General features: G+C 59.1%; 21 protein-coding genes and 5 pseudogenes. 20 read left to right on the forward strand and 6 right to left on the reverse strand.

What is annotated here, in order from left to right; genetic code table 11:
- Positions 1-199: 199 nt before the first annotated feature.
- The 10 genes and pseudogenes from O7A05_RS32630 to O7A05_RS32670 all read left to right on the forward strand — a co-directional run bounded on the left by O7A05_RS32630 (position 200) and on the right by O7A05_RS32670 (position 9,783).
- Positions 200-1,302, forward strand: a pseudogene (locus O7A05_RS32630) (IS5 family transposase).
- Between the two features lie 297 nt (positions 1,303-1,599).
- Positions 1,600-1,857: a hypothetical protein gene (locus O7A05_RS32635; RefSeq protein ID WP_337097468.1), complete on the forward strand. Its 258-nt coding sequence runs from the start codon at positions 1,600-1,602 to the stop codon at positions 1,855-1,857.
- A 723-nt stretch (positions 1,858-2,580) separates the two neighbouring features.
- Entirely contained in the window at positions 2,581-3,153 is a 573-nt protein-coding gene (locus tag O7A05_RS32640; protein WP_337097188.1) for a DUF1003 domain-containing protein, read from the forward strand.
- Positions 3,154-4,043: 890 nt separating this feature from the next.
- Positions 4,044-4,229 (forward strand): DUF3606 domain-containing protein, encoded by a 186-nt coding sequence (locus tag O7A05_RS32645; RefSeq protein ID WP_337097469.1) that lies wholly within the window; start codon positions 4,044-4,046, stop codon positions 4,227-4,229.
- Positions 4,230-4,377: 148 nt separating this feature from the next.
- Positions 4,378-5,928 carry an ATPase domain-containing protein gene (locus O7A05_RS32650; RefSeq protein WP_337097470.1) on the forward strand — a complete coding sequence of 517 codons (1,551 nt, stop codon included), beginning with the start codon at positions 4,378-4,380 and terminating at the stop codon, positions 5,926-5,928.
- Positions 5,909-7,381, forward strand: coding sequence for a sensor histidine kinase (locus O7A05_RS32655; RefSeq protein ID WP_337097471.1), 1,473 nt, complete (start codon positions 5,909-5,911; stop codon positions 7,379-7,381). The genes O7A05_RS32650 and O7A05_RS32655 overlap by 20 nt, the downstream gene beginning before the upstream one ends.
- Complete coding sequence (locus O7A05_RS32660; RefSeq protein ID WP_337097472.1) at positions 7,381-7,746, forward strand: response regulator; 366 nt, start codon at positions 7,381-7,383, stop codon at positions 7,744-7,746. Before O7A05_RS32655 ends, O7A05_RS32660 begins: the two co-directional genes overlap by 1 nt.
- A 405-nt stretch (positions 7,747-8,151) precedes the next feature.
- A complete protein-coding gene (locus tag O7A05_RS32665; RefSeq protein WP_337097473.1) occupies positions 8,152-8,337 on the forward strand; it encodes a hypothetical protein in 186 nt (61 codons plus the stop codon).
- 441 nt (positions 8,338-8,778) lie between these two features.
- Positions 8,779-8,991, forward strand: a complete 213-nt coding sequence (locus O7A05_RS34540; protein WP_415927091.1) for a plasmid partitioning protein RepB C-terminal domain-containing protein — start codon at positions 8,779-8,781, stop codon at positions 8,989-8,991.
- Positions 8,992-9,051: 60 nt separating this feature from the next.
- Positions 9,052-9,783, forward strand: coding sequence for a CatB-related O-acetyltransferase (locus O7A05_RS32670; protein WP_337097474.1), 732 nt, complete (start codon positions 9,052-9,054; stop codon positions 9,781-9,783).
- A gap of 451 nt (positions 9,784-10,234) precedes the next feature.
- Here O7A05_RS32670 and O7A05_RS32680 read toward each other — a convergent pair whose 3' ends face one another.
- A complete protein-coding gene (locus O7A05_RS32680) occupies positions 10,235-11,185 on the reverse strand; it encodes an NADP-dependent oxidoreductase (protein WP_337097476.1) in 951 nt (316 codons plus the stop codon).
- A 506-nt stretch (positions 11,186-11,691) separates the two neighbouring features.
- A pseudogene (locus O7A05_RS32685) lies at positions 11,692-11,979 on the reverse strand (DUF2274 domain-containing protein).
- A gap of 18 nt (positions 11,980-11,997) precedes the next feature.
- Between O7A05_RS32685 and O7A05_RS32690 the strand changes: the two are divergent.
- The 3 genes and pseudogenes from O7A05_RS32690 to xth all read left to right on the forward strand — a co-directional run bounded on the left by O7A05_RS32690 (position 11,998) and on the right by xth (position 14,282).
- Positions 11,998-12,753 (forward strand): DUF4142 domain-containing protein, encoded by a 756-nt coding sequence (locus tag O7A05_RS32690; RefSeq protein ID WP_337097477.1) that lies wholly within the window; start codon positions 11,998-12,000, stop codon positions 12,751-12,753.
- 25 nt (positions 12,754-12,778) lie between these two features.
- Entirely contained in the window at positions 12,779-13,384 is a 606-nt protein-coding gene (locus O7A05_RS32695; RefSeq protein WP_337097478.1) for a general stress protein, read from the forward strand.
- Positions 13,385-13,509: 125 nt separating this feature from the next.
- A pseudogene (gene xth / locus O7A05_RS32700) lies at positions 13,510-14,282 on the forward strand (exodeoxyribonuclease III).
- 65 nt (positions 14,283-14,347) lie between these two features.
- On the opposite strand, the gene O7A05_RS32705 reads toward xth, so the two are convergent.
- Together O7A05_RS32705 and O7A05_RS32710 are read right to left on the reverse strand one after the other, a co-directional pair.
- Positions 14,348-15,157 (reverse strand): plasmid partitioning protein RepB C-terminal domain-containing protein, encoded by an 810-nt coding sequence (locus O7A05_RS32705; protein ID WP_337097479.1) that lies wholly within the window; start codon positions 15,155-15,157, stop codon positions 14,348-14,350.
- A 30-nt stretch (positions 15,158-15,187) separates the two neighbouring features.
- On the reverse strand, positions 15,188-16,225 hold the full coding sequence (locus O7A05_RS32710) for a recombinase family protein (RefSeq protein WP_337097480.1): 1,038 nt from the start codon (positions 16,223-16,225) through the stop codon (positions 15,188-15,190).
- On the opposite strand from O7A05_RS32710, the gene O7A05_RS32715 reads away from it, so the two are divergent.
- Positions 16,131-16,481, forward strand: a complete 351-nt coding sequence (locus O7A05_RS32715) for a hypothetical protein (RefSeq protein WP_337097489.1) — start codon at positions 16,131-16,133, stop codon at positions 16,479-16,481. The two genes, O7A05_RS32710 and O7A05_RS32715, sit on opposite strands and share 95 nt — an antisense overlap.
- On the opposite strand, the gene O7A05_RS32720 is transcribed toward O7A05_RS32715, so the two are convergent.
- Complete coding sequence (locus O7A05_RS32720; protein ID WP_337097481.1) at positions 16,409-16,753, reverse strand: recombinase family protein; 345 nt, start codon at positions 16,751-16,753, stop codon at positions 16,409-16,411. The two genes, O7A05_RS32715 and O7A05_RS32720, sit on opposite strands and share 73 nt — an antisense overlap.
- 64 nt (positions 16,754-16,817) lie before the next feature.
- Here O7A05_RS32720 and O7A05_RS32725 point away from each other — a divergent pair.
- The 4 genes and pseudogenes from O7A05_RS32725 to O7A05_RS32740 all read left to right on the forward strand — a co-directional run.
- Positions 16,818-17,069, forward strand: a pseudogene (locus O7A05_RS32725) (type II toxin-antitoxin system HicB family antitoxin); the annotation flags it as partial.
- Positions 17,070-17,268: 199 nt separating this feature from the next.
- Positions 17,269-17,586, forward strand: coding sequence for a YMGG-like glycine zipper-containing protein (locus O7A05_RS32730; RefSeq protein WP_149790694.1), 318 nt, complete (start codon positions 17,269-17,271; stop codon positions 17,584-17,586).
- 116 nt (positions 17,587-17,702) lie between these two features.
- Positions 17,703-18,317 (forward strand): methyltransferase domain-containing protein, encoded by a 615-nt coding sequence (locus O7A05_RS32735; protein WP_337097484.1) that lies wholly within the window; start codon positions 17,703-17,705, stop codon positions 18,315-18,317.
- Between the two features lie 205 nt (positions 18,318-18,522).
- Positions 18,523-18,777, forward strand: coding sequence for a hypothetical protein (locus tag O7A05_RS32740; protein WP_337097485.1), 255 nt, complete (start codon positions 18,523-18,525; stop codon positions 18,775-18,777).
- Between the two features lie 62 nt (positions 18,778-18,839).
- Here O7A05_RS32740 and O7A05_RS32745 read toward each other — a convergent pair whose 3' ends face one another.
- A complete protein-coding gene (locus O7A05_RS32745) occupies positions 18,840-19,055 on the reverse strand; it encodes a hypothetical protein (protein ID WP_337097487.1) in 216 nt (71 codons plus the stop codon).
- A 220-nt stretch (positions 19,056-19,275) separates the two neighbouring features.
- Between O7A05_RS32745 and O7A05_RS32750 the strand changes: the two genes are divergently transcribed.
- The gene (locus O7A05_RS32750) at positions 19,276-19,698 is read left to right on the forward strand and encodes a DUF6894 family protein (RefSeq protein WP_415927090.1); all 423 of its coding nucleotides are present in this window, start codon (positions 19,276-19,278) and stop codon (positions 19,696-19,698) included.
- Positions 19,699-19,976: 278 nt separating this feature from the next.
- Positions 19,977-20,622, forward strand: a pseudogene (locus O7A05_RS32755) (PAS domain-containing protein); the annotation flags it as partial.
- Between the last annotated feature and the right edge of the window lie 127 nt (positions 20,623-20,749).

Raw genomic sequence — 20,749 nt, forward strand, 5'->3', positions numbered from 1 at the left:
TATGACCCGGTCGAATTCGCAGAAAAGCACGGGTTGACGGTAAGGCAGGCTATCGTCGTCATCGAAAGCAACGGTCCTTCTCGCGAAAAATGCGACCAGGCAGGTCACGCCTTCGCCGCAGCTTTAACAGGCTGCTGCAAAAGTCGCGTTTAGTGATGATTTGTGATTCACTTCGGTTAGCGATCTGGAGTGATTTGCGATGCGCGGACGAGATGATCGATCGGAAGGTCTTTTCAGCTATGTTCGGCTGGAAGAACGCATTCCCGCGGATCATCCGCTTCGGGCGATCCGGGGCTTATGCGACGAAGCGCTATGCTGTCTGAATGCCCGCTTCGAGGCGCTCTATTCGGGGACGGGGCGGCCGTCGATACCGCCCGAGATGCTGTTGCGGGCGACACTGCTGCAGGCGTTCTTCTCGGTGCGTTCCGAACGCCTGCTGATGGAGCAGATCGACTACAATCTATTGTTCCGCTGGTTCGTCGGCCTGCCGATGGACGCTCCGGCCTGGCATGCGACGGTGTTCACCCACAATCGCGATCGGCTCATGGAGGCCGATGTCGCGCGCGAGTTCCTGGGTGCTTTGATGGGGCTTGGCAAAGTGAGGAAGCTTCTGTCGAGCGATCATTTTTCGATCGATGGCACGCTGATTGACGCCTGGGCCTCGATGAAGAGCTTCCGGCCGAAGGATGGTTCGGGAGAGCCGCCCGCGCCAGGCCGCAACGGGGAGCGCGACTTCCGCAAGGAAAAGCGCTCGAACCAGACGCATGCCTCCACGAGCGATCCCGACGCGCGGCTCTACCGCAAGGCGGACGGCCATCCGAGCCGGCTATGCTATATGGGCCATGTACTCATGGAAAACCGCAACGGGCTTGCGGTCGACGCGACGCTGACGCATGCCACCGGCACGGCCGAGCGGGAGGCGGCGCTCAGCATGCTCGACCGGCGCCCCCGCAACCATCGCATCACGCTCGGTGCCGACAAGGCCTATGACGTGATGGAGTTCGTCGGCGACCTGCGGCAGCGCCAAGTCACCCCGCACATCACCGTGCAAGGCACGGTCTCGAGCACGGGCACGGTGCGCAAGACCGCCATTGACGGTCGCACCACGCGCCACGCCGGCTATACGGTCAGCCAGCGCATCCGCAAACGCATCGAGGAAATCTTCGGTTGGGTGAAGAAGCCGGGCGGACTGACCAGACGAAGCTGCGCGGGCGGCCAAAGGTCGAGGCTGTCTTCACCTTCGCGATCATTGCCTGCAATCTGGTCCGTATCCCCAAATTGCTGGCGATGCAGCCGACATGACGCCAAAAACACAACAACCACACACGCAAACCGGGTAGCTGCAAAAGCCAAAAATCCAGCCCGATTAGCCAGACCAATTCCGACAAATGTCATCAAAATCGAACAGGACGCGACTTTTGCAGCAGCCTGTTAAAGCAATTTGGCCGCAGCCGTCATCCGCGCAAAAGGTCCGCTTGACCATCCCTTTTCCTGGAAGGGTGACCATGGCGCCGTTGTCGACATTCCCTCCTTACCTGGCGCTTGGAACCTTCGTCGGCAATCGGAGTTGACCACGGCCACGGGGGACGCTGGTTGCAAATGTTCGAGAAGCTTGAAGCGCTGGTCCAAGCACAGGATGCCTCAGCCGCGGCAAGAGAAGCGCGGTCGCTGTTGACAGAAATCGATCGCCGCGGCTCTGCAATGGTTTCGGCCGCCGTCGACGATTTTCTCATTGACATGTTGACAATGGCATTCGTCGCCGAAGCGTTCGGGGGCGGGGTTTTGGAAGCCGCTCGTCGGCTGGCCCAGAAGAGACTGTCCAAGATCAAGTTGTTGTCGGCGGTTCTTCCCGCGTGATCCCAGCAAGCCGGTCGAGCAAGGTCACGTTGCTACGATCAACGATGCCGCCGACAAGGCGTCAAAGGCGGACGGGCAGGCCACCATCGGCCCTGGTGATTACCCACCGGCGGAAACCCCGCTGTTGATGCACGACCGCGACGACCCAGTGGAGCGCAGCAGTCCTTCGCCTCAAAATCTTCCCAGCCGCGCAGCTTGGGGCGAGGATCCTCGTCCCCGCTGCTGTCGGTTGAGCCTGCCGGTCCGCGCCCTCTCTTTTGCCCGCGCTTCAGGGCTGCCTTTGCGGCGGCGCGTCTCCGGTTCTGGACCGCCTTCGCCGCGTCTTCTTCGCGTCAGACTTTGACAAGATCTTCGATGTGTCTGGATCGAACACGTGGAAGGTGATCTTTCTCGCGCGCCCCGCGCAGGTCGACGGTTCTGGTCCCGGCGCTCTGCAAGAGGTCTTCGATATTCCGTATGGCCTTGGACACGATCGCCGCTGTCGCTTCAACGTCGGCGTCAGAGCCCTCCGGAAGCCTCAAGGTGAGCGCCCGGGATTCTAGGTGGATCAGAGTTCTCAAGGGCAAGGAAAGACGCGCGCGCATCTCGAGGAAATTCTCCTTGACCGGAGCGACTGCGGCGGCAGCATTGGAGACAGGAACGTGGATGCGCGCGTTCGAAGCCGAGCAAAATTGAGCGAATTGTCGAACAGGGAGTTAGGCAGCCTAGATGGGAGAGACAAGAATGGGTGCCACGGCCGCCCCCGACAGCAAGGGCTACGCCACGCCAACCACCCCGGCGGCAGAAGGCCTCAGCCCTGCCCTGGCGCGGAACATAGAGGCGTTGGTCGCGAGACGGAAACGCGACGCGAAGTCTGCATCCTTGGAGCAACGCACGGCCGCAGCTATCAGCAGCTTCGCCGGCAGCATGATGTTCGTCTATATCCACCTTGTCTTGTTTGGGGCGTGGATCGCACTCAATCTCGGCATCGTAACCTTCATAAAGCCGTTTGATCCATCGTTGGTCATCCTGGCCATGTTCGCCTCGGTCGAGGCGATCTTTCTGTCGACGTTCGTTCTGATCAACCAGAACCGCATGGCGGCCGAGGACAATGCCAGGGCAGACCTCGATCTGCAGGTCAGTCTGCTGAATGAACATGAGACGACCAAGCTTATCAAGTTGGTCGAAGAGATTGCCAAGCGGCTGGACGTGGATACCAAAGGTGACGACGAGCTGAAGGAGCTCAAGCGCGATGTGGCACCCGAAGCTGTTCTGGACAAAATCGAAGAGGTGGGCGAACGGGCGACGCCAAGTTGATCCCCGGACGGTGTTGATGTCGTCGGGCGGCGCTGTGGTTTGCAAGGCTTCCGCCCACAGCATGGAAGCCCCATGCAACTGAGCTCAGGCGCGCTCTGGCCGTACCGTTTCAACAGACAGCGATCCTGCCGGCAACCGCCGCAATAACTCGGTCTCGGGTTTCGACAAACCAAGCCACGCAGACCAGTGTTCGGGCAGAAGAACGACCACCTGCCGATTGTGATACGGCGCGGCATCCGGCCCAGGGGTCGGTCCTAAGCATCGTGAAGGTGGGCGGCTTGTCGCCGGCCGCTCACCCCAAAGCCCAGCAACCTAGGAACGGAGCACCGTTCAATCTGAAGCGGGTTTGGCTTCGGATATTCGTGGCAGAATTCGAAGAACGCCGAGGCCGGCACGAGGCAGCTTTTGTTTTCAGCAAACGCAGGCCTTCGGAGCCGAAGTTGAACACCGGACCCCTTCGCGCCCGGCGGAAACCCAAACGTCATCGAGGCCGAGCTCATCGGCATCGCCGGCTGCGCGCATGATCGGCGCCGGACCGTTCATGCGGATCTCGTCAGCTCGGGGAAGATCGAGTTCGGTTTGGTAGGCCGGGAATTTTCAACGCCAGCGACACCATCATCCGGCTCAGCGGCAGGAACTTAGGTGACCCGGCCCACAGGATTTGCGGGCCGGGCCGCGAGGCAGGTCAGCGCCGGCTAACCTGGCCTTTTCAAGTTCGTCCGAAAGCCGGTCGGAGTCAACCAGACCCCCGTTGGAAAAGCAAAGGATTTTAACCGCTATCTGTCCGCGATCATCCGTCCAGACCGTTTGATGCTGTGCGCGGTGGTCGTTGATAGCATCAGGAACATTCCGGCAGCGCCGCTGTTCTCCCTGACCAGGAGGAATGAGCAATGTCAGATGACAAAGCCAGGCGAGATTTTCGCGACCGTGACCACGTGTCGGCGGAGGAAGATTACGAGGTCCGCTATTTTGCCAAACAGCATCGGATCAGTACCGAGCAGGTTCGGGATCTGATCAGGGAACACGGCAACGATCGAAAGACGTTAGTGCGCGAAGCGCGAAAGCTCCGCGGTTGATCAGGTTAGGCCCGAACCAGCAACATTTTCCGGCGGCCGACGCAGTAAGGTCAAGCGCCTGGAACCCCCGCTGCGGTTTGGCGTTCTTTCGGTTCGGCGGCCGCGGCCGGCATCGTCCGCCGCAACACTGGGCTTGAGGGGAAGAGAAATGCCAGACGATCACAGGAAGGGCGCTGCAACCGCGAGCGTCGACATCCACATTGAAGATCTGGGAGAAAAGCGGGTATCTACCGGCAGTGAAGGGCTGGACGACATCTTAGGCGGCGGGTTTGACCCTGACCGCATGTATCTTTACGAGGGCCGCCCCGGCACCGGAAAAACCACAATCGCGCTTCAATTTCTGCTCGAGGGCGTACGGCTCGGCGAACGGGTGCTCTACATAACGCTTTCTGAAAGCCAACGCGAGTTGGCATTGGTGGCCAAACGGCACGGTTGGACCGTGGATGGAATCGACGTTTTCGAGTTGGTACCACCTGAGACGTCCCTCGACCCCGACCGTGAACTGACCATCCTTCATCCCGCTGAAATCGAACTCAGCGAAACCACAAACCTTGTGTTTGAAAAGGTTGCTGCCCTTGATCCTGCGCGAGTGGTGTTCGACAGTTTGTCGGAGCTACGTCTGCTGGCCCAAAACTCGCTGCGTTACCGGCGGCAAGTTCTCGCGCTAAAGCATTTTTTCGCCGCACGTCACTGCACGGTCGTTCTCTTGGATGACCTTTCATCGGCGGACACGGATCTGCAATTGCACTCGATATGCCACGGCGTGGTCAACCTGGAACAATTGGCTCTGGACTACGGTGCCGAGCGGCGTCGGATACGTGTCATCAAAATGCGAGGCATCCGGTTCCGCGGCGGCTATCATGATTTCACGATCGTAAAAGGCGGGCTCAACATCTTCCCGCGACTGATAGCTGCGGAGCATCACAATAAGTTTGAGGTCGAAGCCGCATCGACTGGCAACTCCGAACTCGACAAGTTGCTCGGCGGCGGGATCGAGCGGGGAACCAACGCTTTGTTCATCGGCTCCGCCGGCGTGGGAAAATCCTCCCTCGCCTTGACCGTTGCACTGGCTGCGGCCCAACGAGGCGAGCACGCCGTGTATTTCGCTTTCGACGAAGGCCGCGGCACAATTGAAGCGCGTGCGCAGACATTGGGAATGCCGCTTGATCAGGCGCTGACCAACGGAACCTTAAAACTCCAGCAGATCGATCCGGCGGAGCTCTCTCCCGGAGAATTCGCGGCCGGGGTGCGCGCGAGTGTCGAGCGGGACAAAGCCAAAGTTGTCGTCATCGACAGCCTTAACGGGTATTTGAACGCGATGCCCGACGAACGCTTCTTGATCCTGCAGATGCACGAATTGTTGAGCTATCTCGGACAGCAGGGCGTGACCACTATACTCGTTCTCGCGCAGCATGGTCTGGTTGGTCCGATGGATACTCCACTAGACCTCAGCTATCTAAGCGACGCTGTTCTCATGTTGCGTTATTTTGAGTTCGGCGGTTCGGTTCGGCGCGCGCTTTCAGTGGTCAAGAAGCGCAGCGGTAATCACGAGCATACCATCCGGGAATTTCAACTTACGCCGAATGGCGTAGCAGTCGGGCCCCCGCTTACGCAGTTCTCCGGAATCTTCTCGGGCACACCGACCTATACCAGCGACAAGGAGCTGCCAACGGTGCGCGGTGCCAACGATCAGAGCTGAGATAGACGGCAGTGCGGTTGTTGTCCTTGCCCCGATCGGGCGCGATGGACCGACGGCGGTCGAGGTTTTGTCACGCATCGGGGTCGCAGCGGTCGTGTGTGCCGACTATGGCGCCTTGATCGAGCGGCTCGGCCCGCAATGTCTTGCCGTGATTGCTGCCGAGGAAGGTCTATACGGCCGTGATCTCGGGGAGTTGATCCGATGGACGAAGGATCAGCCGGTCTGGTCGGACCTTCCTTTCATTATTCTCACAAGTCACCTACCGCAAAAAAGAGTAAGGACCTGGCGAGCCGAGCTGGTTTCCTCGCTCGGAAATGTCACGCTGCTTGAGCGGCCTGTGGAGTCAATCACGCTGACGAGTTCGACGCGGGCAGTGCTGCGCGCCCGCCAGCGTCAATATGAGCTCAGAGGATTGCTGAGCGAATTGGAGCACGGAAATGAGCGCTTCCGCCTGATAGTCGAGAATGCAAGAGACTATGCGATCGTTCTCAGTGACCCGGACGATCTCATCATTGACTGGTTGCCCGGCGCCGCCGCCGTTTTCGGATGGAGCGCTGAGGAAATGCTGGGAAAGCCTGTCTCCTCAATCTTCACCCCTGAAGATCAGGCACACGGTGTACCGCAACAAGAACTCAGCCGGGCGCGCGCCGAGGGCGTCGCTCCAAATATCCGATGGCATACAACAAAGGATGGAGGTCGGGTTTTCCTTGACGGCCAGACCGTGGCACTTCGCAACGATGACGGAACAATTCGCGGCTTCATGAAGATTGGCAAGGATATAACCGAGCGCAAGCGCAACGAAGAGCGCCAGGCTGTCCTCACGGCTGAGTTACAGCACCGTGTTCGCAACGTTCTTGCAATGGTCGCTTCGCTCGTAAAAAGGGGCGATACGACGTGCACGACCCAGGAGTTTCGCGAACGGCTGAGCGGACGAATTGCCGCCATGGCGCGCACCCAGACTCTGCTTACACGCGGACCCGGGGAAGGTGTTGAACTGGACAACATCGTACGTGACGAACTCCTGGCGCAGGCCGCCGATCCTTCGCGGATTTCAGTCGAAGGGGCGCAAATCATATTGATGCCAAAGGCCGCTGAAGTTCTGACATTGGCAATTCACGAATTGACCACAAACGCTGCCAAGTACGGCGCCATTGGGGCTCCGCAGGGCAAGGTCAACGTCCATTGGGCCCGCAAGCCGCGGGAAGGTCGGGATTGGCTGGAGTTGGAGTGGCAAGAGAGCGGGGTGGTGATATCGTCATCTGGCGCGATGCGTAAAGGATTTGGCACCGAGTTGATCACCCGACGCGTGCCATTCGAGCTAAGGGGTGTTGGCGAGATGCAGCTTACCGATACCGGCCTTCTGTGCCGTATTTCATTTCCTCTGCAACCAAGCGAAAGCGTACTGCAGACCGACGTGCCCGCAGAGCGCGGCGACGACAACGGGAAGAGTTGATGAGTTTCGATCTGCGCGGCCGAGCAGTGCTGATCGTCGAGGACGACTTCTACCTTGCCGACGACACTCAGCAGATGATCGAAGACGCCGGAGCGGAGGTCCTGGGTCCTTTCAGCGCCGCCGAGGAGGCTCTCTCACTGCTGGATGTGCAAAGGCCAGACTGTGCCTTAGTTGACGTTAACCTCGGCGCCGGTCCTAACTTCCTATTGGCCTCCGCTCTTCAGGCGCGAGGCATAGCTTTTGTCTTCCTGACCGGCTATGACCCCGACATCATTCCAGCCGAATTCAGGGGTGTTCCCTGCCTACAAAAGCCGGTAGATCCCACGAAACTGCTTGTCGCCCTCGAAGGTCTGGAACGCAACTAGTGTTCGGAATGTGCTTGCAACCTCGATGGACCCGGTTGCGTAAACAGGCGCTTCTCTTTGCCATCCAGCTCCTCCTCCTCTGCAAAGAACGCGTGCTGCCGGAGAGCAGGCGCACACGATCCGATATAGACGTTTGGTGCAGGTTCGACGACGCTTCAGGCCGTTCTGGCTCGATACGGAGACAACAGCGCCTGGTGCGCTCGTCCGCCTGCCGCTTGCCTTCCAGTGCGCTTGCATGCCTGCCGGTTGAGGGCCACCTGTAACCTATTGCAACGAGCAAAATTGTCACAGGAATGGATAAATTCGCCTGCTCCATGCTGCGCACAACAAATGTCAATGCCGATCGGTCCTGGCTAGAAGAGCCATAAGGCCGGACGGTTAACGAGGGGCTCTGGGGAGATGAAGATGCGGCACAACGGTTCTGCTACCCCGAAACAGCTCGCGATACTTGCAGCCGCGCTCAAAGAGCTTGGGGCCGATCTGCCGTTGACCAGCCTCGAGCGCGAAAGCCTGGCGGCGGAGATCATGTCGCTGTTTGAAAACGGCATCGAGACGCTGGAAGAAATAACGACAGCGCTCTCGAAACGATAAGAAGCCCGCCTGCCGGAGCCAGCGGGCGATACTGGAGTAGCCTGGGTGCACAAAATGGCAACGTGCGCGAGCAGGCTACCCGGGAACAGCCAAAAGCCAGGTTGTTCCCCCGATATCTGTGTCATGCCCGTCAGTCGCCACAGGCCTGAGTCGAACGTATTATCCGTCGACTCATAAGCCCGAGCGTGAAACATCTTTCGCAGATGTTCATTTGAATGTGCTGGCGAGCATAGTCCCTTCATCGCCAGCTCATGGATGCCCGCCATTCCCTGCGATGATGACGGGCATCCATCAGCCTGCAGGTGCCGGATTGCCGATTCCGCAGGAATTTAACGACGAATATCTCACATTCGGATGCCCAAGTTGCGAACGCCCGGTCGTTCGAAAAGGCTCATGGTTTAAAGACCGTATTCTCATTCAAATCCCGTCCTGATTAAAGATATCCATCCGCGACATGAGCTCGCCACCCTTCCCGAGGACCGGAGGGCAGAATTGGAGACCGAGTTGGCTAACGTCAGCCGAGCCACTTTTAATGCGCTCGTCCGGCGCGGACCAGCGAGACTGGAACTTGTCGCTGCCTGGCGCTATTTTGCCCGGCTGATGGATAATTCCAGAGTGGTGCGGTATCTGGCACGCATTCCCTTCCCGTTTTAAAGAGTTTCACAATTTTGCGGCGCCGGCTCCAGATAGTCGGCAATAACCGAAGCGTCGGCGGTGGTGACCTCAGTTCTTTCGGCCACAAAGCAGTTCGGCATCGCTCGAGCGCGTTCACCAATGGCGGTAGACGCGTCGATCCCTGGTCTTCTCGGATTGGGATGCGGCGCCCTCTACAGATGTAAGTCGCTTGGTTTTGTGGCTATACTGAGCTATCGACGCCTGATGGCGATGTTTAGAGAACTGCGAACAAAGTTCGGGCTACGAAAGCCGTATCCGGGCAGGCACGTTACTGTTGGGCGAAAGACCTACGGCGTTGATGTCAGCAACGTCTTCCAAGCGACGGCCGAAGCACCGGTCATCGTTGGAAGCTACTGCTCGATCGCCGCGGGCGTTCTTTTCATAGCCGCCGGCGAGCATCCCATGTCGCTGGTCTCGACCTATCCTTTCGCTGGCGCGGACCGAGATCTGACAAAGGGGCCGATCACCATTGGCAGCGATGTGTGGATAGGCTCCCGCGCCATCGTACTTTCCGGCGTGACAATTGGCCATGGCGCTGTTGTTGGGGCGGGCTCGGTTGTCACAAAGGACGTGCCGCCCTACGGAATTGTTGCGGGCAACCCAGCGAGGCTGATCAGAAATCGCTTTGAGCCGGAAGTCATAACCGATCTGCTCGCCATTCGATGGTGGGACTGGAGCGATGAAAAGATTGAAGCCGCAATGCCCGACTTTCACCACTCAGTGTCCGATTTCGTCTCGAAATACCAGAACAAGAATTTGACGCGGGTGTAGATCTCCGTCTCGAGAGAAAGGGGGCCACCCACCGCTTGGATTTTCCCATTGCTGACAGTAGCGCAAGATAACGAGGAGCTTAGCCAACGTGCCGTCAACGGGGCATGGTGGAGACTTCGACAGCCGGCACTGCACGGGCCCCGCCAACGGCCATCCCTTCCGTGGGAGAGAAGGATCTGAATTCTTTTTCAATCAAGAACGGCTGGGGCTTGCCCCCTTAACGATAAGGCGACCTGAAGCGGAGCATTGGCCGCAATTGCTCGGTCGGCTTCCTTCAAGGGCCAATGCCATTGGCTTCTCGCAGGAATCACCTTGCCAGTTCGGAGTCCTGCACCGCACCGCGGTCCGTCATCCCGCCTGTGGTTTGTAGTCGTTTGACGCTAACGGCATCACACCCTGCAGCAGCGTAAGGGATTTCTCCCACCCCTCAAGGCTGTTGAGCAGGACGGCCTCAAGTTAGGCTTTCGGCTGCCCTCCCCAGCTTTTGCGGACGAACGCGGATGACCGTCTTTCCGGTGTGTCGCTCGCGCGCGTTGAAGGTTGCAACGGCATCGTCCAGGCCCGAGACCTTGCCGATGTTCGTCCGCAGCCGTCCGTCCCGTATCCGCTGGACTAGCTCGGATAGCTGGGCGCGATCGGCCTCGACGACGAAGTCAACCGTCAAGCCGTCGGCGGGTCGAACATCCGTCGGTCCGACGACGGTCACAAGCGTTCCTCCGGCCCGGATCAGGGCTGCCGACCGCCTCTGGATATCGCCGCCGATGACGTCGAAAACCAGATCGACGCCGCCGATGTCCTCCAGAGTGTCATTTCCGAGGTCGACGAATTCATTTACACCGAAGTCGAGAGCCTTCTGGCGGTCGGCGGCGCGTCCGGTGCCGATGACATAAGCTCCGGCTTTCCGTGCGAGCTGCGCCACGATCGAACCGACAGCACCGGCCGCGCCATGCGCAAGCACGCTCTGTCCCGCCTGAAGGCGGCCGTGCTGGAACAGCCCCTGCCATGCGGTCAAGCCGGAGATCGGCAGACTCGCACCCACCGTGAAGTCGACATCGCCGGGCAGCGGCGCGAGGTTGCGGGCCTCCATGGCGACGTACTCGGCGAGTGTGCCGTCGCGATGCCAGTCGGACAGGCCGAATACCCGCTGACCGATTGAAAGCCCGGTTGTCCCATAGCCGAGGGCAGTGACCACACCGGCCAATTCATGGCCCAGGATTGATGGCGTGCGATTACGGAAGGCCCGATCCGCCCAAGTAGAAGGCCACTCCAGTTCGGTGTTGACAAATCCCGCTGCATGAACCTGAACGACTGCGTCGTTTATCGCGGCTTGCGGCTCGGGCCGCTCCACCAGCTTCATTCCGGCTGTTCCCGCCGTCTGATCTCTAATAACGATTGCTTTCATGGGAATTGTTTCCTCAGATATTGTGGGTTTGGACTAAATTGCGGGCGTGAAGCTTTTCGCTTCTCAGGCAGTTTGGCTATCGGCTCGACGCCTTCCGTTACGCCTTGATGTCGAAGTGCTCGTGCGATGGCACCGGCAGCCTCTTAGTGAAGAGATCCGTCCGCATCATGGTCATCTGCCGATGAGACGTCAGCCGTCGGTCATTTTCCGATGTATGTTTTGGCTTCATCATAGAGCTTGATCAATTGCGGGCACCAGACATAGCGCCGCTGCCCGAACTCGTTCCGCCCCACCCACACAGCCGAGACACCGCCGGCATTCCCAACCTTTCCGACCACGTCGGATTATCGTGCGCCCGACGCGCAGGATTTAATCGATCTGGGCCTTGAGCACCGAGGGAACGGGCCGTTCAAGGCTAATTGGGCCGTAAACCATCGACAAAAGAGCATTCTCTCGGCATCTCGGCTCAAGACGCTCGCCGGTCGTCGGCCATAGGAAAGCTCCGTTCAAGCCTGCTCCTTCTTTGCTTTCGCAAAGCTCCGGTCCGTTGAGATGAACCTTTCAAGCACCGGCGCGATCGCGATGGATCGGCCGATGGCCGCCCGGTCTCGCGCTCAAGGATCTCTGCATATTTCACCAAAATCGCGATGCAGAGGCGCCGGCAGCTCCACCGTGATCTTCACTGGCTTGTCGTCGGCGAATACGCCGCCGGTGAAAGAGGCTCTCTCGCCACCAACCAAATCGTGTGTGGTGGCCGGAACAAAGGTGTCTGGCGCTTGTTGAGTGACACCCATTCAACAAGGAACTTATCGATGAAACACCGCCTTCTAATGACAGCGCTGTCCACCTGCGCGGCCCTGGCATTTGCCGCACCTTCCTACGCCGCCGACAAAGCTCAGGACTTCGTCGACAAGGCCGCCGCCGGAGGCATGTTCGAGGTCGAGTCGAGCAAGATCGCACAAGGCAAGGCTCAGGATCAGGCAGTCAAAGACTTCGCCCAGAAAATGATCGACGATCATGGCGCGGCCAACGCCAAACTGGAGACAATCGCCGGCGAGCAGAAGCTGAAGGTACCTGCCCAGACGGACGCCGCGCACAAGAGCGAACTCGACAGCCTGAACACCGGCAAGGACTCATTCGACGAGTCCTACGTGAAGATGCAGCGTGACGCACATGCCGACGCTGTGAAGCTGTTCGAAGGCTACGCCAAGGACGGCGACAATGCTCAGCTCAAGACATTCGCGCAGGAGACATTGCCGACGCTCAAGATGCATCAGGAAATGATCGAAAAGATCGCATCCGGGACCAACGACAAGTCTTCCACAACGAGCTCGACGACTCCCGCAGTGTCGAGGAGCGACACCAATAATCCGGCCGCGCCCGTGCCTGGCGCCAACAGCTTCACCGAAGCGCAGGCGAAATCGCGAATTCAGGATGCCGGCTTCTCCAATGTCAGCGCGCTCACGAAGGACGACAAAGGCATCTGGCGCGGCACCGCTCAAAAAGACGGAAAGCAGGTGACCGTAGCGCTCGATTTCCAAGGCAACGTGGTTGCCGGCGCTCAGTAACCGAACTCAGAAATGGAGTGAAACAATGACGACTGTCACCGGACTTTTCGATGATTATCAGGACGCATCCGACGCCGTAAGCGAATTGGAAGCGATCGGCGTGCCGCGAGACGACATCAGCATCGTGGCGAACAACTCCGACAATTGGTATCGGCAGGACGAGATTTCAGAAGCCGGCGAAGATGCCGCCGCTGGTGCCGGCCTGGGAGCGCTGGTCGGCGGCGCGGGCGGGCTCCTTACCGGCCTCGGGATCATGGCCATACCTGGAGTCGGGCCGGTGGTGGCGGCCGGCTGGCTCGCTGCGACGGCGGTCGGCGCGGTCGGCGGCGCTGTGGTGGGCGGAGCCGCAGGCGGCATACTAGGGGCGCTGACTGAATCCGGCGTTTCGGAACGTGATGCCCATGTCTATGCCGAGGGCGTGCGCCGCGGAGGCAGTCTGGTGACTGCCAGAGTGGATGATCTGCTTGCCGGCGAGGCTGAACGGATCCTGCGAGGAGAGCGTTCCGTCAATCTCGACGAACGGCGCAGCGCTTACGAGTCCGCCGGATGGACAGGATTCGACCCTAGCGCAGAGCCCTTTGATGACATCGAGGCCGAACGCGATCGCGTTCGCCGAACGACACCGCTGTAATCGATGAGGCCCCGTGGAACTCTCCACGGGGCCCTTTCTTCGCGGCAGGAGCGAGGCACCTAAGCATTTGTGATTGTCGGACCGGCTAGAGCAATATTCAGGCGACGCCAGCAGGAATCGAGGGGATGACCCGGATCGCGACCTTCAACGTCAACGGGGTCAATGGCCGCCTGCCGGTGCTTTTGAAATGGCTTGGCGAGACCGACTATGACGTGGTCTGCCTTCAGGAACTGAAAACGTCGGACGACAAATTTCCCTTCGAGGCGATTCGGGACCTCGGCTACGGCGCGATCTGGCATGGCCAGAAATCCTATAATGGCGTGGCTATACTGGCGCGTGGCAGGGATCCGGTCGAGCGCCGTCGCGGCTTACCGGGCGATCCTGACGATACCCACAGCCGCTATCTCGAGGCGGAGATCGACGGTCTCATCGTCGGCTGCATCTACCTCCCTAACGGCAATCCGGCGCCAGGGCCCAAATTCGATTACAAGCTTCGTTGGTTCGAGCGTCTCGTCGACTACAGCAAATCGCTACTAGGCGGGCGCACAGTGCTTTGTGGTGACTACAACGTCGTCCCCACGGAGATAGATGCCGTAGTACCTCGCCGCTGGTTGGGCGACGCCGTCTTCTTCCCCGAAAGCAGGAAAGCCTATGCCCGCATGCTGAGCTTGGGCTGGGTGGATGCGATCCGTCGGATCCATCCAGACAAGGGCATATACACCTACTGGAACTTTTCCTATCGCGGCGGCTACGACCGAAGCTCAGGCCTGCGGATGGACCATCTGCTCGCAAGCCCCCCCTCGCGGGAGCCATCCGAGATGCCGGTGTCGATGTCGAAACCCGTGACTGGGAAAAGCCCAGCGATCACGCACCCGCCTGGATCGATGTAGGCGGATAAGCCGCTTTCGAAGATCAAAGGGTTGCCTAAGGCTCAGCGGAAATCTTCAAATCCGCTCACTTTGTTCAAACGGTTGCTGCACGTTTCTCAAATCGACTTTCGCGAAAGTCGAGCAATTTCTGATACACCTCAAGGTGCGCGATTAAATAGCGCGCTAGAAACCGAACCAACTTCGGATTGTTCAATATTCTGTCAAAATAACTCGTAACGGCGATCAGGTGGAGCACTGTTGCGCCATGGGTGCTGGCGGCCCTCAGATATTCACGGCTGACCTTGGCCAGGTCGGTTTCCAGGGCAGCCAATTGCGTCGGAGAGATGCCCTCATATTGCTTTCTGCGAGCAAAGGGATTGGTGAGCTGCGATCGTGGTGTGAGCGCGATCAAGCCTCTCACCGCTCGAAATTGCACGCCGTCCAACGCTATCATGAGCCGCACGATTTCAACCTGCCGGCTCGGCACCACCTCTCGCAACAATGGGAAAATCTTCAAGGGGGCGCCAAAATCGTTCAGAAGGTCGAGAGCCTCGGTACAGACACCGCCGAAAAGCTGCGGCTCGGCTGTGAAGCACAACCGGCCTTGCTGTTCCTCAGAACAGGGATTCGGCCCGCCGCTTGGCGAACCTTGGGTCAAGATCGAAGGCAGCGTTCCGAGATCATGCGCCTGCAGCAAGGCGCGAAACGCAGCGTTGGATAGGATCTGACCGGTGGCGTTGACGACGCTTTCCAGTTGATCCTGCGCCGCGGCGGCTTCTCTGATGAAATCCTGCATCCGATCGAATTGGCGCTTATAGGTCTGCAAGAACGCCGGGCCCCGCAATGGATTGAGCGGCGCCTGCATATTCTCAGTCAGACGAATGGCGTGCCGGTTGTTCTCCACGAAGCGACGCAGTTCGGCCTTGGTCTTTTTTCACGGAATTGCCGAAATCGACTGTCGTCTCGCCATCTCCACCACAGGATTGAGCGAAGCGAACAGGAAGGCATCAAGGCGCGTGCCATTGTCTGCTTTGAGCATGCGATGAGCAGACCGCGCTTCATGAGCGGGCGCAATCAGGAAGTCACGAACAGTGTCATGATCAGGCTCCATCCTGATCAAAATCGTTACGTCTGGCCCAACGAGGCCCCGGTTCCGGAATATCCAGCGTGGATAACCGGTGACGATAGTCCGATAGCGCGCGATCCATATCGCGACGGAAAATTCTTCATTGACGCGCATAAGGTTCGTCTTTGGATCGTACAGTGCCGAGCCACCGGCCTTGCCAATGTTCGATATCAAGTCCTCGACTATATGCTGCCGGATCTGTTTGAGCCGGTTGCTGACATCGAGTTTTCGATAGTTCGCCGACGCGTCGTACCCGATCAACTGGTAGGCAGCCTTCATGCTTCCAAATCGGTGCGAGTAAATCGAGGCCGAATGACAGCCGGGGGCGGCGTCAATGATTGGGCTCGACAACTTCCCTCGCTCTTGCAGCAGCTTGCTCAGATCGGCCAGCAACTCCTCATCAGGTTTGAGATAAGCGCGCGCGCGCCTGATAGCTTGAGCGCGATCGAACAGAGCCCGGCTCACGAGCGGCTCGATAACATTGTCGGCGCGAACAAATGCGCTCGGGAGATTTCTTACCCGGTCGTGCAGAAGCCTATGGGATATTCGGTTCCAGACATTGTTGCCGATATATTTCTCGCTGGCCAGTATCGTGCCCACGCATGCTTTGGTCCATGGTCGGCCGCGTTCAGTGACCAAGCCGCGGGCGTTTAGTGCAGTCGCAATTTCAGCTTCCGTTTTTCCCTTTGTCACGAATTGATTGAAGATCCATCTTACGGTCGAGATCTCATCTTTTGGCCCCGGGACTAGAATGACGCGGTCGCTGGCAAGCCCTTTTTCGCTCGTTGCGACGAAGCATTGCCTTGGGATTTCCGGAGCCATCAACAAGAAGGCGCCTGAAACCATAGCCGGCGGGGCCACCGCCGCTGAGACCCAGTTTGACTATGCGGCTTTGACCGACGAAGACCCTGTTCGACAGCATGCGGCTGTATTCCGCGGCCATGCTGCGTTTGATTGCCTTGAGCACGTCGGACCCGATGCTCCCATCATTGATGAACAGCTCGGCGCAGAACTCGATCCGCACTCCAGCTATCTGGCACCAGTATTCATAGGAGGCGCTTTCGTCGGTATTCTGGAACCGCCCCAACGGCTTACGTCGTAGACAACGACGGTTTCGAAATCGGCTCGCCGGCTTTCCACATCTTCCAACAACCGCCGCAAGCCTGGGCGCCCCACGAGGCTGAGGCCACTTCGCCCCGGATCTTCATAGGTTGCAACGATGTCGTAACCCCTGACGTTCGCATAATTGCGGATCGCATCTCTCTGGTTGTCGATCGAGTAGATCTGCCTTTCTGTGGACATGCGCAGATACTCGGCCGCACGGATCCTTGGCCTCCCAAGGGGGCCTGCGGGAGCCGTTGCAAACTTGTCCATCGAATTGCGTCGCCGTGCTGGTGCTTTAAACTAGCGGTCGTTGACCGAGCGGCAAGGGAACGGAATGCGCAAGTACGTCGGGCTGATCCACAAAGAGTACGCCAGCGACTACGGCGTGTCCTTCCCCGACTTTCCCGGCGTCGTCACGGCCGGCGCAACGTTTGAAGAAGCGCGTCGTCTTGCCGAAGAGGCCCTCGCCTTGCACGTCGAGGGGATAGTCGAAGACGGCGAGGCCGTCCCAAAACCCATCCCGATCGAGCAGATCATGGCATGCCCGGGTCATCGCGGACTTGCTGCAATCATCGTGCCGTTGAAGTTCGCTTGAACACGGCGGCTGTTTTTACTGGTCTTTGGAGACGATCTTTCCCGTTTGGCAACCAAGGCGCTCAACCGCCGGGAAACCTTGATTCATTTCGTGAGCAGGCTCCGCCGCCGTTCCGCCGCAATGCAACCGCACTCGGGAATTTGTTCGCCCCAGCCTGTCAGTTCCCCGGGGCTTCAGAGGAGTTCGAGTGATGTTTATCAAGAAGGCCATTCTGGCGGTGCTGATGACGGCGGCGCTCGCCGGCTGCGAGACGCAAACCGAAGGCCAGCAGCGGGCCACCACCGGCGCATTGCTCGGCGGCGCCGGCGGCGCGCTGGTCGGCCAGGCAATCGGCGGCAACACGAAGAGCACGGTGATCGGCGCGGCGAGCGGCGCACTGCTCGGCGCCGTCGTCGGCTCAGCCACCACGCCGCAGCGCCGCGGCGATCAGCTCTGCCGCTACCAGGACCGCTATGGCCGCATCTACACCGCGCCCTGCGACGACCGCTATTACAACGGCAATTACTGATCGAAGTCTGATCGGCTGGAGACCGGCGCATTCAGCGCCGGCTCCTTCTTGTTGTCATTCTTTTGCACGGTTTGTGGGCTACGGAGATTTCGCGGGCGGGCAGGAGGAGGTCAAGAATGACAAGCCTTGCCGGCGCGCTGAAAAATCGCGGCAAACACGCCGTGAAGCGGCTGCTTCGATACGATGACCGCAACTGGCTGCGCATCCGACAGATCGAAGCTTTCACCACGTTCCTCGAAGCGGCCAACCGCGAGTCGCGCGACGTGATCGAGATCTCCCCGGGTTGGAACCGCTATTGGCGGGCGCTCTGCCCCAACTATCGCTCGGTCGATTTTCCCGATTTCGACATCTGCAAGGACCGCACCGAGGAGCAATATTCGATCGTCATCGCCGACCAGGTGCTGGAGCATGTGCAGCGCCCTATGGCGGCGGCCGCCCATATCCACGCCATGGTAAAGCCGGGCGGCTGGGCGATGGTGGCCACACTGTTCCTGTTCCGCGTGCATGCCCGCCCGCACGACTACAACCGTTGGACGCCCGCGGGCCTGAAGCAGTTGATGGTCGAGGGCGGCTTTGCCGAGGACGACGTGCAGGCCTTCGGCTGGGGCAACAAGGCCTGCGCCAGGGCGCATATCGGCGGGCCGGTGCGGGCTTATGGGGTGTGGCGAGATCTCAGCAACGACGAGGAATACCCGCTGATGGTTTGGGCTTTCGCTAAAAAGCGGGGTTAATCCCTGCTCCGAGCAGGACTTTCGAACGGCCGATCCGAGCCCAAAACGGCGGCTGTCCAACTGAGAAAGGAGTCGGCCCGAGCCGTGCGCAGCAGAACGCGTTCGGCTTCTTCCTTGAACTCGCTCCAGTGAGAAGTTTTCGACCTGCCTTCGGCGGAACCGACCAGCGAAATTGCCGTTCTCTCATGCCGATCAGGAGCGCTCAATGTTCAACCCATGGGTCGATCTCTCTCTTTCCATTCTGGAGGCGCAGCAAGTGATCTGGCTTCGAGGTATGCGAGTTGCCAGCGGCGGCAAAGCGGCTGAACGCGAAGCTAAGTTGATGATCAGTGAAAAAATCGAGGCTGCCGGCCGCGCAACTGTGATGCTCGCCATGGGCGCATCAGCAGACAAGCTCGCAAGTTACTACGGCGGGAAGATTAGGGCGAACAGAAAGCGGCTTTCACGGTCGCCTGGGTGACCTAGAAGCTTGCGATCCGGCACAATGCAGTTGACCAATTTGCCATCCGACTAGCCGCCTGTTCAGCCAAAGACTCGTAGGTTTTCGCGCGATCTGGCTGCCACGGTGTCCATGAGGTCAAACTCATCCACCATCCCGCTCTGGAAGAGATAGACCAGTTTGGCGGCGACGTTCTGAGCATCGTCCGAGTCCAGTCGATGCCCCTCCTGCTTGCAGAGGTGGTTCAGAACGCGCGTGAGCATTTCGAGGTCGGACGATTCGAGGATTTGGGTGTGCATCTCAGCGCCTCACGTTTGGACGAGAGTGCTATTCGCTCTCCCAGCGTCCGTGCGCCATGACAGAACCGGACGATGCACGATCTTTAGGCAGTCCAGGAGTGGTCCGCATTCACATTTGAGGTTGTTCGCAAGCAGCGGCCTTTTAGAGCGCGCGCGGGAACGTTTATTTAGGTGAAAAGTTGGGCTCAGAGACCTGGAGAACATCTCAGAGTATCCGCCTATGCCATTGTTCTTTTTCGATATTGACGATGGAAGCGAGTTGATGAGAGACGACTCGGGCGTTGAATGTTCATCCCTGGCAGAGGTGAGCAGCAGGGCGGTCGGCGTATTGCCAGACATCGCCCGTGAGGAACTGCCCAACGGCCGTACGCGGACCTGCTTTGTCAAGGTGCGCGACGATGCCGGGCGCTACATCTTCAGAGCATCCCTCAAGCTCGCCTCGGCGTGGATGGTCGAAGATGTGGGCGGCGAGCACCAGCCCGGTGAGGACCGCTGGGAGGCAGCACTCTCCCGCACCAAAACCCAACTTGGTGAGCTACGCCGAGAGTTTTCAGAAGACGGGTTTGCGTTGGAAATGGACGGGCTCGACAGCCTCTTTTCGGTGGCTGAGGGCGAAGTCGAACGGCTCCGCCGCAACAAATAAATTATGCGCGGCGCGCTATGTGCAGCGCGCTGAGAGACCGCTTAGATGGGCAGGCTCCCTGAAGGATCCAGCGCCTGGTGATGGAAAGCTCTCTCTAGGTCCTGCCGGTGGTTTCCCTCGCATTTTTTATGAGATGGTTGATCTGTTTCCGAAGGCCCATCCCCTCCAATTGCCGTATCTCGTACCCTTCGCTTTTAGGTTTGTAAGCACATCGCCAGGGGAAAACGTTTTAGCTTCATCACGTTTTTCCTTAGCCGTCAGCCGAAGGTAATGGAACGATGGACAAGGAAGCCATCTCCAGCCTGCACGGTGATAGCCCAGCGGCGATCACCGATCGCACCATGGCTGACCGCAAGGAACTGGTGGTGACTGATGCCACTCAGAAAGGCCAACCAATCGTGCTGGCGAACCGGGCGTTTCTGACCTCACGGGCTACCAAGCAAATGAGGTCCTCGGACGCAACTGCTGGTTTCTTCAAGGTCCCGCGACCTCCCCAGCGGCGATCGCCGAGATCCGAGCAGGATTGCAGGAGGAGCGTGAGATCAACGTCGAATTTGTCAACTATCGAAAAGATGGATCGGTTTTCTGGAATCAGCTGCACCTCAGTCCAATCCATGACGAGGATGGCCGCCTGGTTTACCATTTCGCGTCGCAAATTGACCGCACAGATTATCGCAGGATGGAGAGCCTGGACGCGTCGGAGCATCGCTTGCTCCTGGAGGTGGACCATCGAGCCAACAACGTGCTGCTCTGGTCGACAGCATCGTTCGCCTGACGCTATCTGACGACGCTGCCGTATATGCAGCATCGGTCCAGCGGCGCATACAGGCTTTGGCTCGAGCACATAGCTTGTTGTCGAAACGAGCCTGGCACCAGATTCCATTGCGGGAAACAATCTCGTCACAGCTCGAGCCGTGTGGAGCCTGACGTGCTCCCCGTTTTGTCCGCGCCTATAAGTTAGCCCTGTTCACGTTGTGGTCCGATCTGGACCGGGTTGCAAATTCGTTCGGTGTGAGCCCGTCGAGGCTCGTGTGGGGGCGGTTCACATTGT

This window comes from Mesorhizobium argentiipisi (SeqCode), from assembly GCF_037179585.1.
Taxonomy (GTDB): domain Bacteria; phylum Pseudomonadota; class Alphaproteobacteria; order Rhizobiales; family Rhizobiaceae; genus Mesorhizobium; species Mesorhizobium argentiipisi.

Bases quoted from the DNA above. Each gene is read 5' to 3' on its own strand.
- O7A05_RS32745 (WP_337097487.1), bottom strand. From the start codon at position 19,055: ATGCACACCCAAATCCTCGAATCGTCCGACCTCGAAATGCTCACGCGC.
- O7A05_RS32695 (WP_337097478.1), top strand. From the start codon at position 12,779: ATGACGACTGTCACCGGACTTTTCGATGATTATCAGGACGCATCCGAC.
- O7A05_RS32690 (WP_337097477.1), top strand. From the start codon at position 11,998: ATGAAACACCGCCTTCTAATGACAGCGCTGTCCACCTGCGCGGCCCTG.
- O7A05_RS32740 (WP_337097485.1), top strand. From the start codon at position 18,523: ATGTTCAACCCATGGGTCGATCTCTCTCTTTCCATTCTGGAGGCGCAG.
- O7A05_RS32710 (WP_337097480.1), bottom strand. From the start codon at position 16,225: ATGGTTTCAGGCGCCTTCTTGTTGATGGCTCCGGAAATCCCAAGGCAA.
- O7A05_RS32735 (WP_337097484.1), top strand. From the start codon at position 17,703: ATGACAAGCCTTGCCGGCGCGCTGAAAAATCGCGGCAAACACGCCGTG.
- O7A05_RS32640 (WP_337097188.1), top strand. From the start codon at position 2,581: ATGGGTGCCACGGCCGCCCCCGACAGCAAGGGCTACGCCACGCCAACC.
- O7A05_RS32635 (WP_337097468.1), top strand. From the start codon at position 1,600: ATGTTCGAGAAGCTTGAAGCGCTGGTCCAAGCACAGGATGCCTCAGCC.
- O7A05_RS32720 (WP_337097481.1), bottom strand. From the start codon at position 16,753: ATGGACAAGTTTGCAACGGCTCCCGCAGGCCCCCTTGGGAGGCCAAGG.
- O7A05_RS32680 (WP_337097476.1), bottom strand. From the start codon at position 11,185: ATGAAAGCAATCGTTATTAGAGATCAGACGGCGGGAACAGCCGGAATG.
- O7A05_RS32715 (WP_337097489.1), top strand. From the start codon at position 16,131: ATGACGCGGTCGCTGGCAAGCCCTTTTTCGCTCGTTGCGACGAAGCAT.
- O7A05_RS32750 (WP_415927090.1), top strand. From the start codon at position 19,276: ATGCCATTGTTCTTTTTCGATATTGACGATGGAAGCGAGTTGATGAGA.
- O7A05_RS32665 (WP_337097473.1), top strand. From the start codon at position 8,152: ATGCGGCACAACGGTTCTGCTACCCCGAAACAGCTCGCGATACTTGCA.
- O7A05_RS32730 (WP_149790694.1), top strand. From the start codon at position 17,269: ATGTTTATCAAGAAGGCCATTCTGGCGGTGCTGATGACGGCGGCGCTC.
- O7A05_RS32650 (WP_337097470.1), top strand. From the start codon at position 4,378: ATGCCAGACGATCACAGGAAGGGCGCTGCAACCGCGAGCGTCGACATC.
- O7A05_RS32645 (WP_337097469.1), top strand. From the start codon at position 4,044: ATGTCAGATGACAAAGCCAGGCGAGATTTTCGCGACCGTGACCACGTG.
- O7A05_RS32660 (WP_337097472.1), top strand. From the start codon at position 7,381: ATGAGTTTCGATCTGCGCGGCCGAGCAGTGCTGATCGTCGAGGACGAC.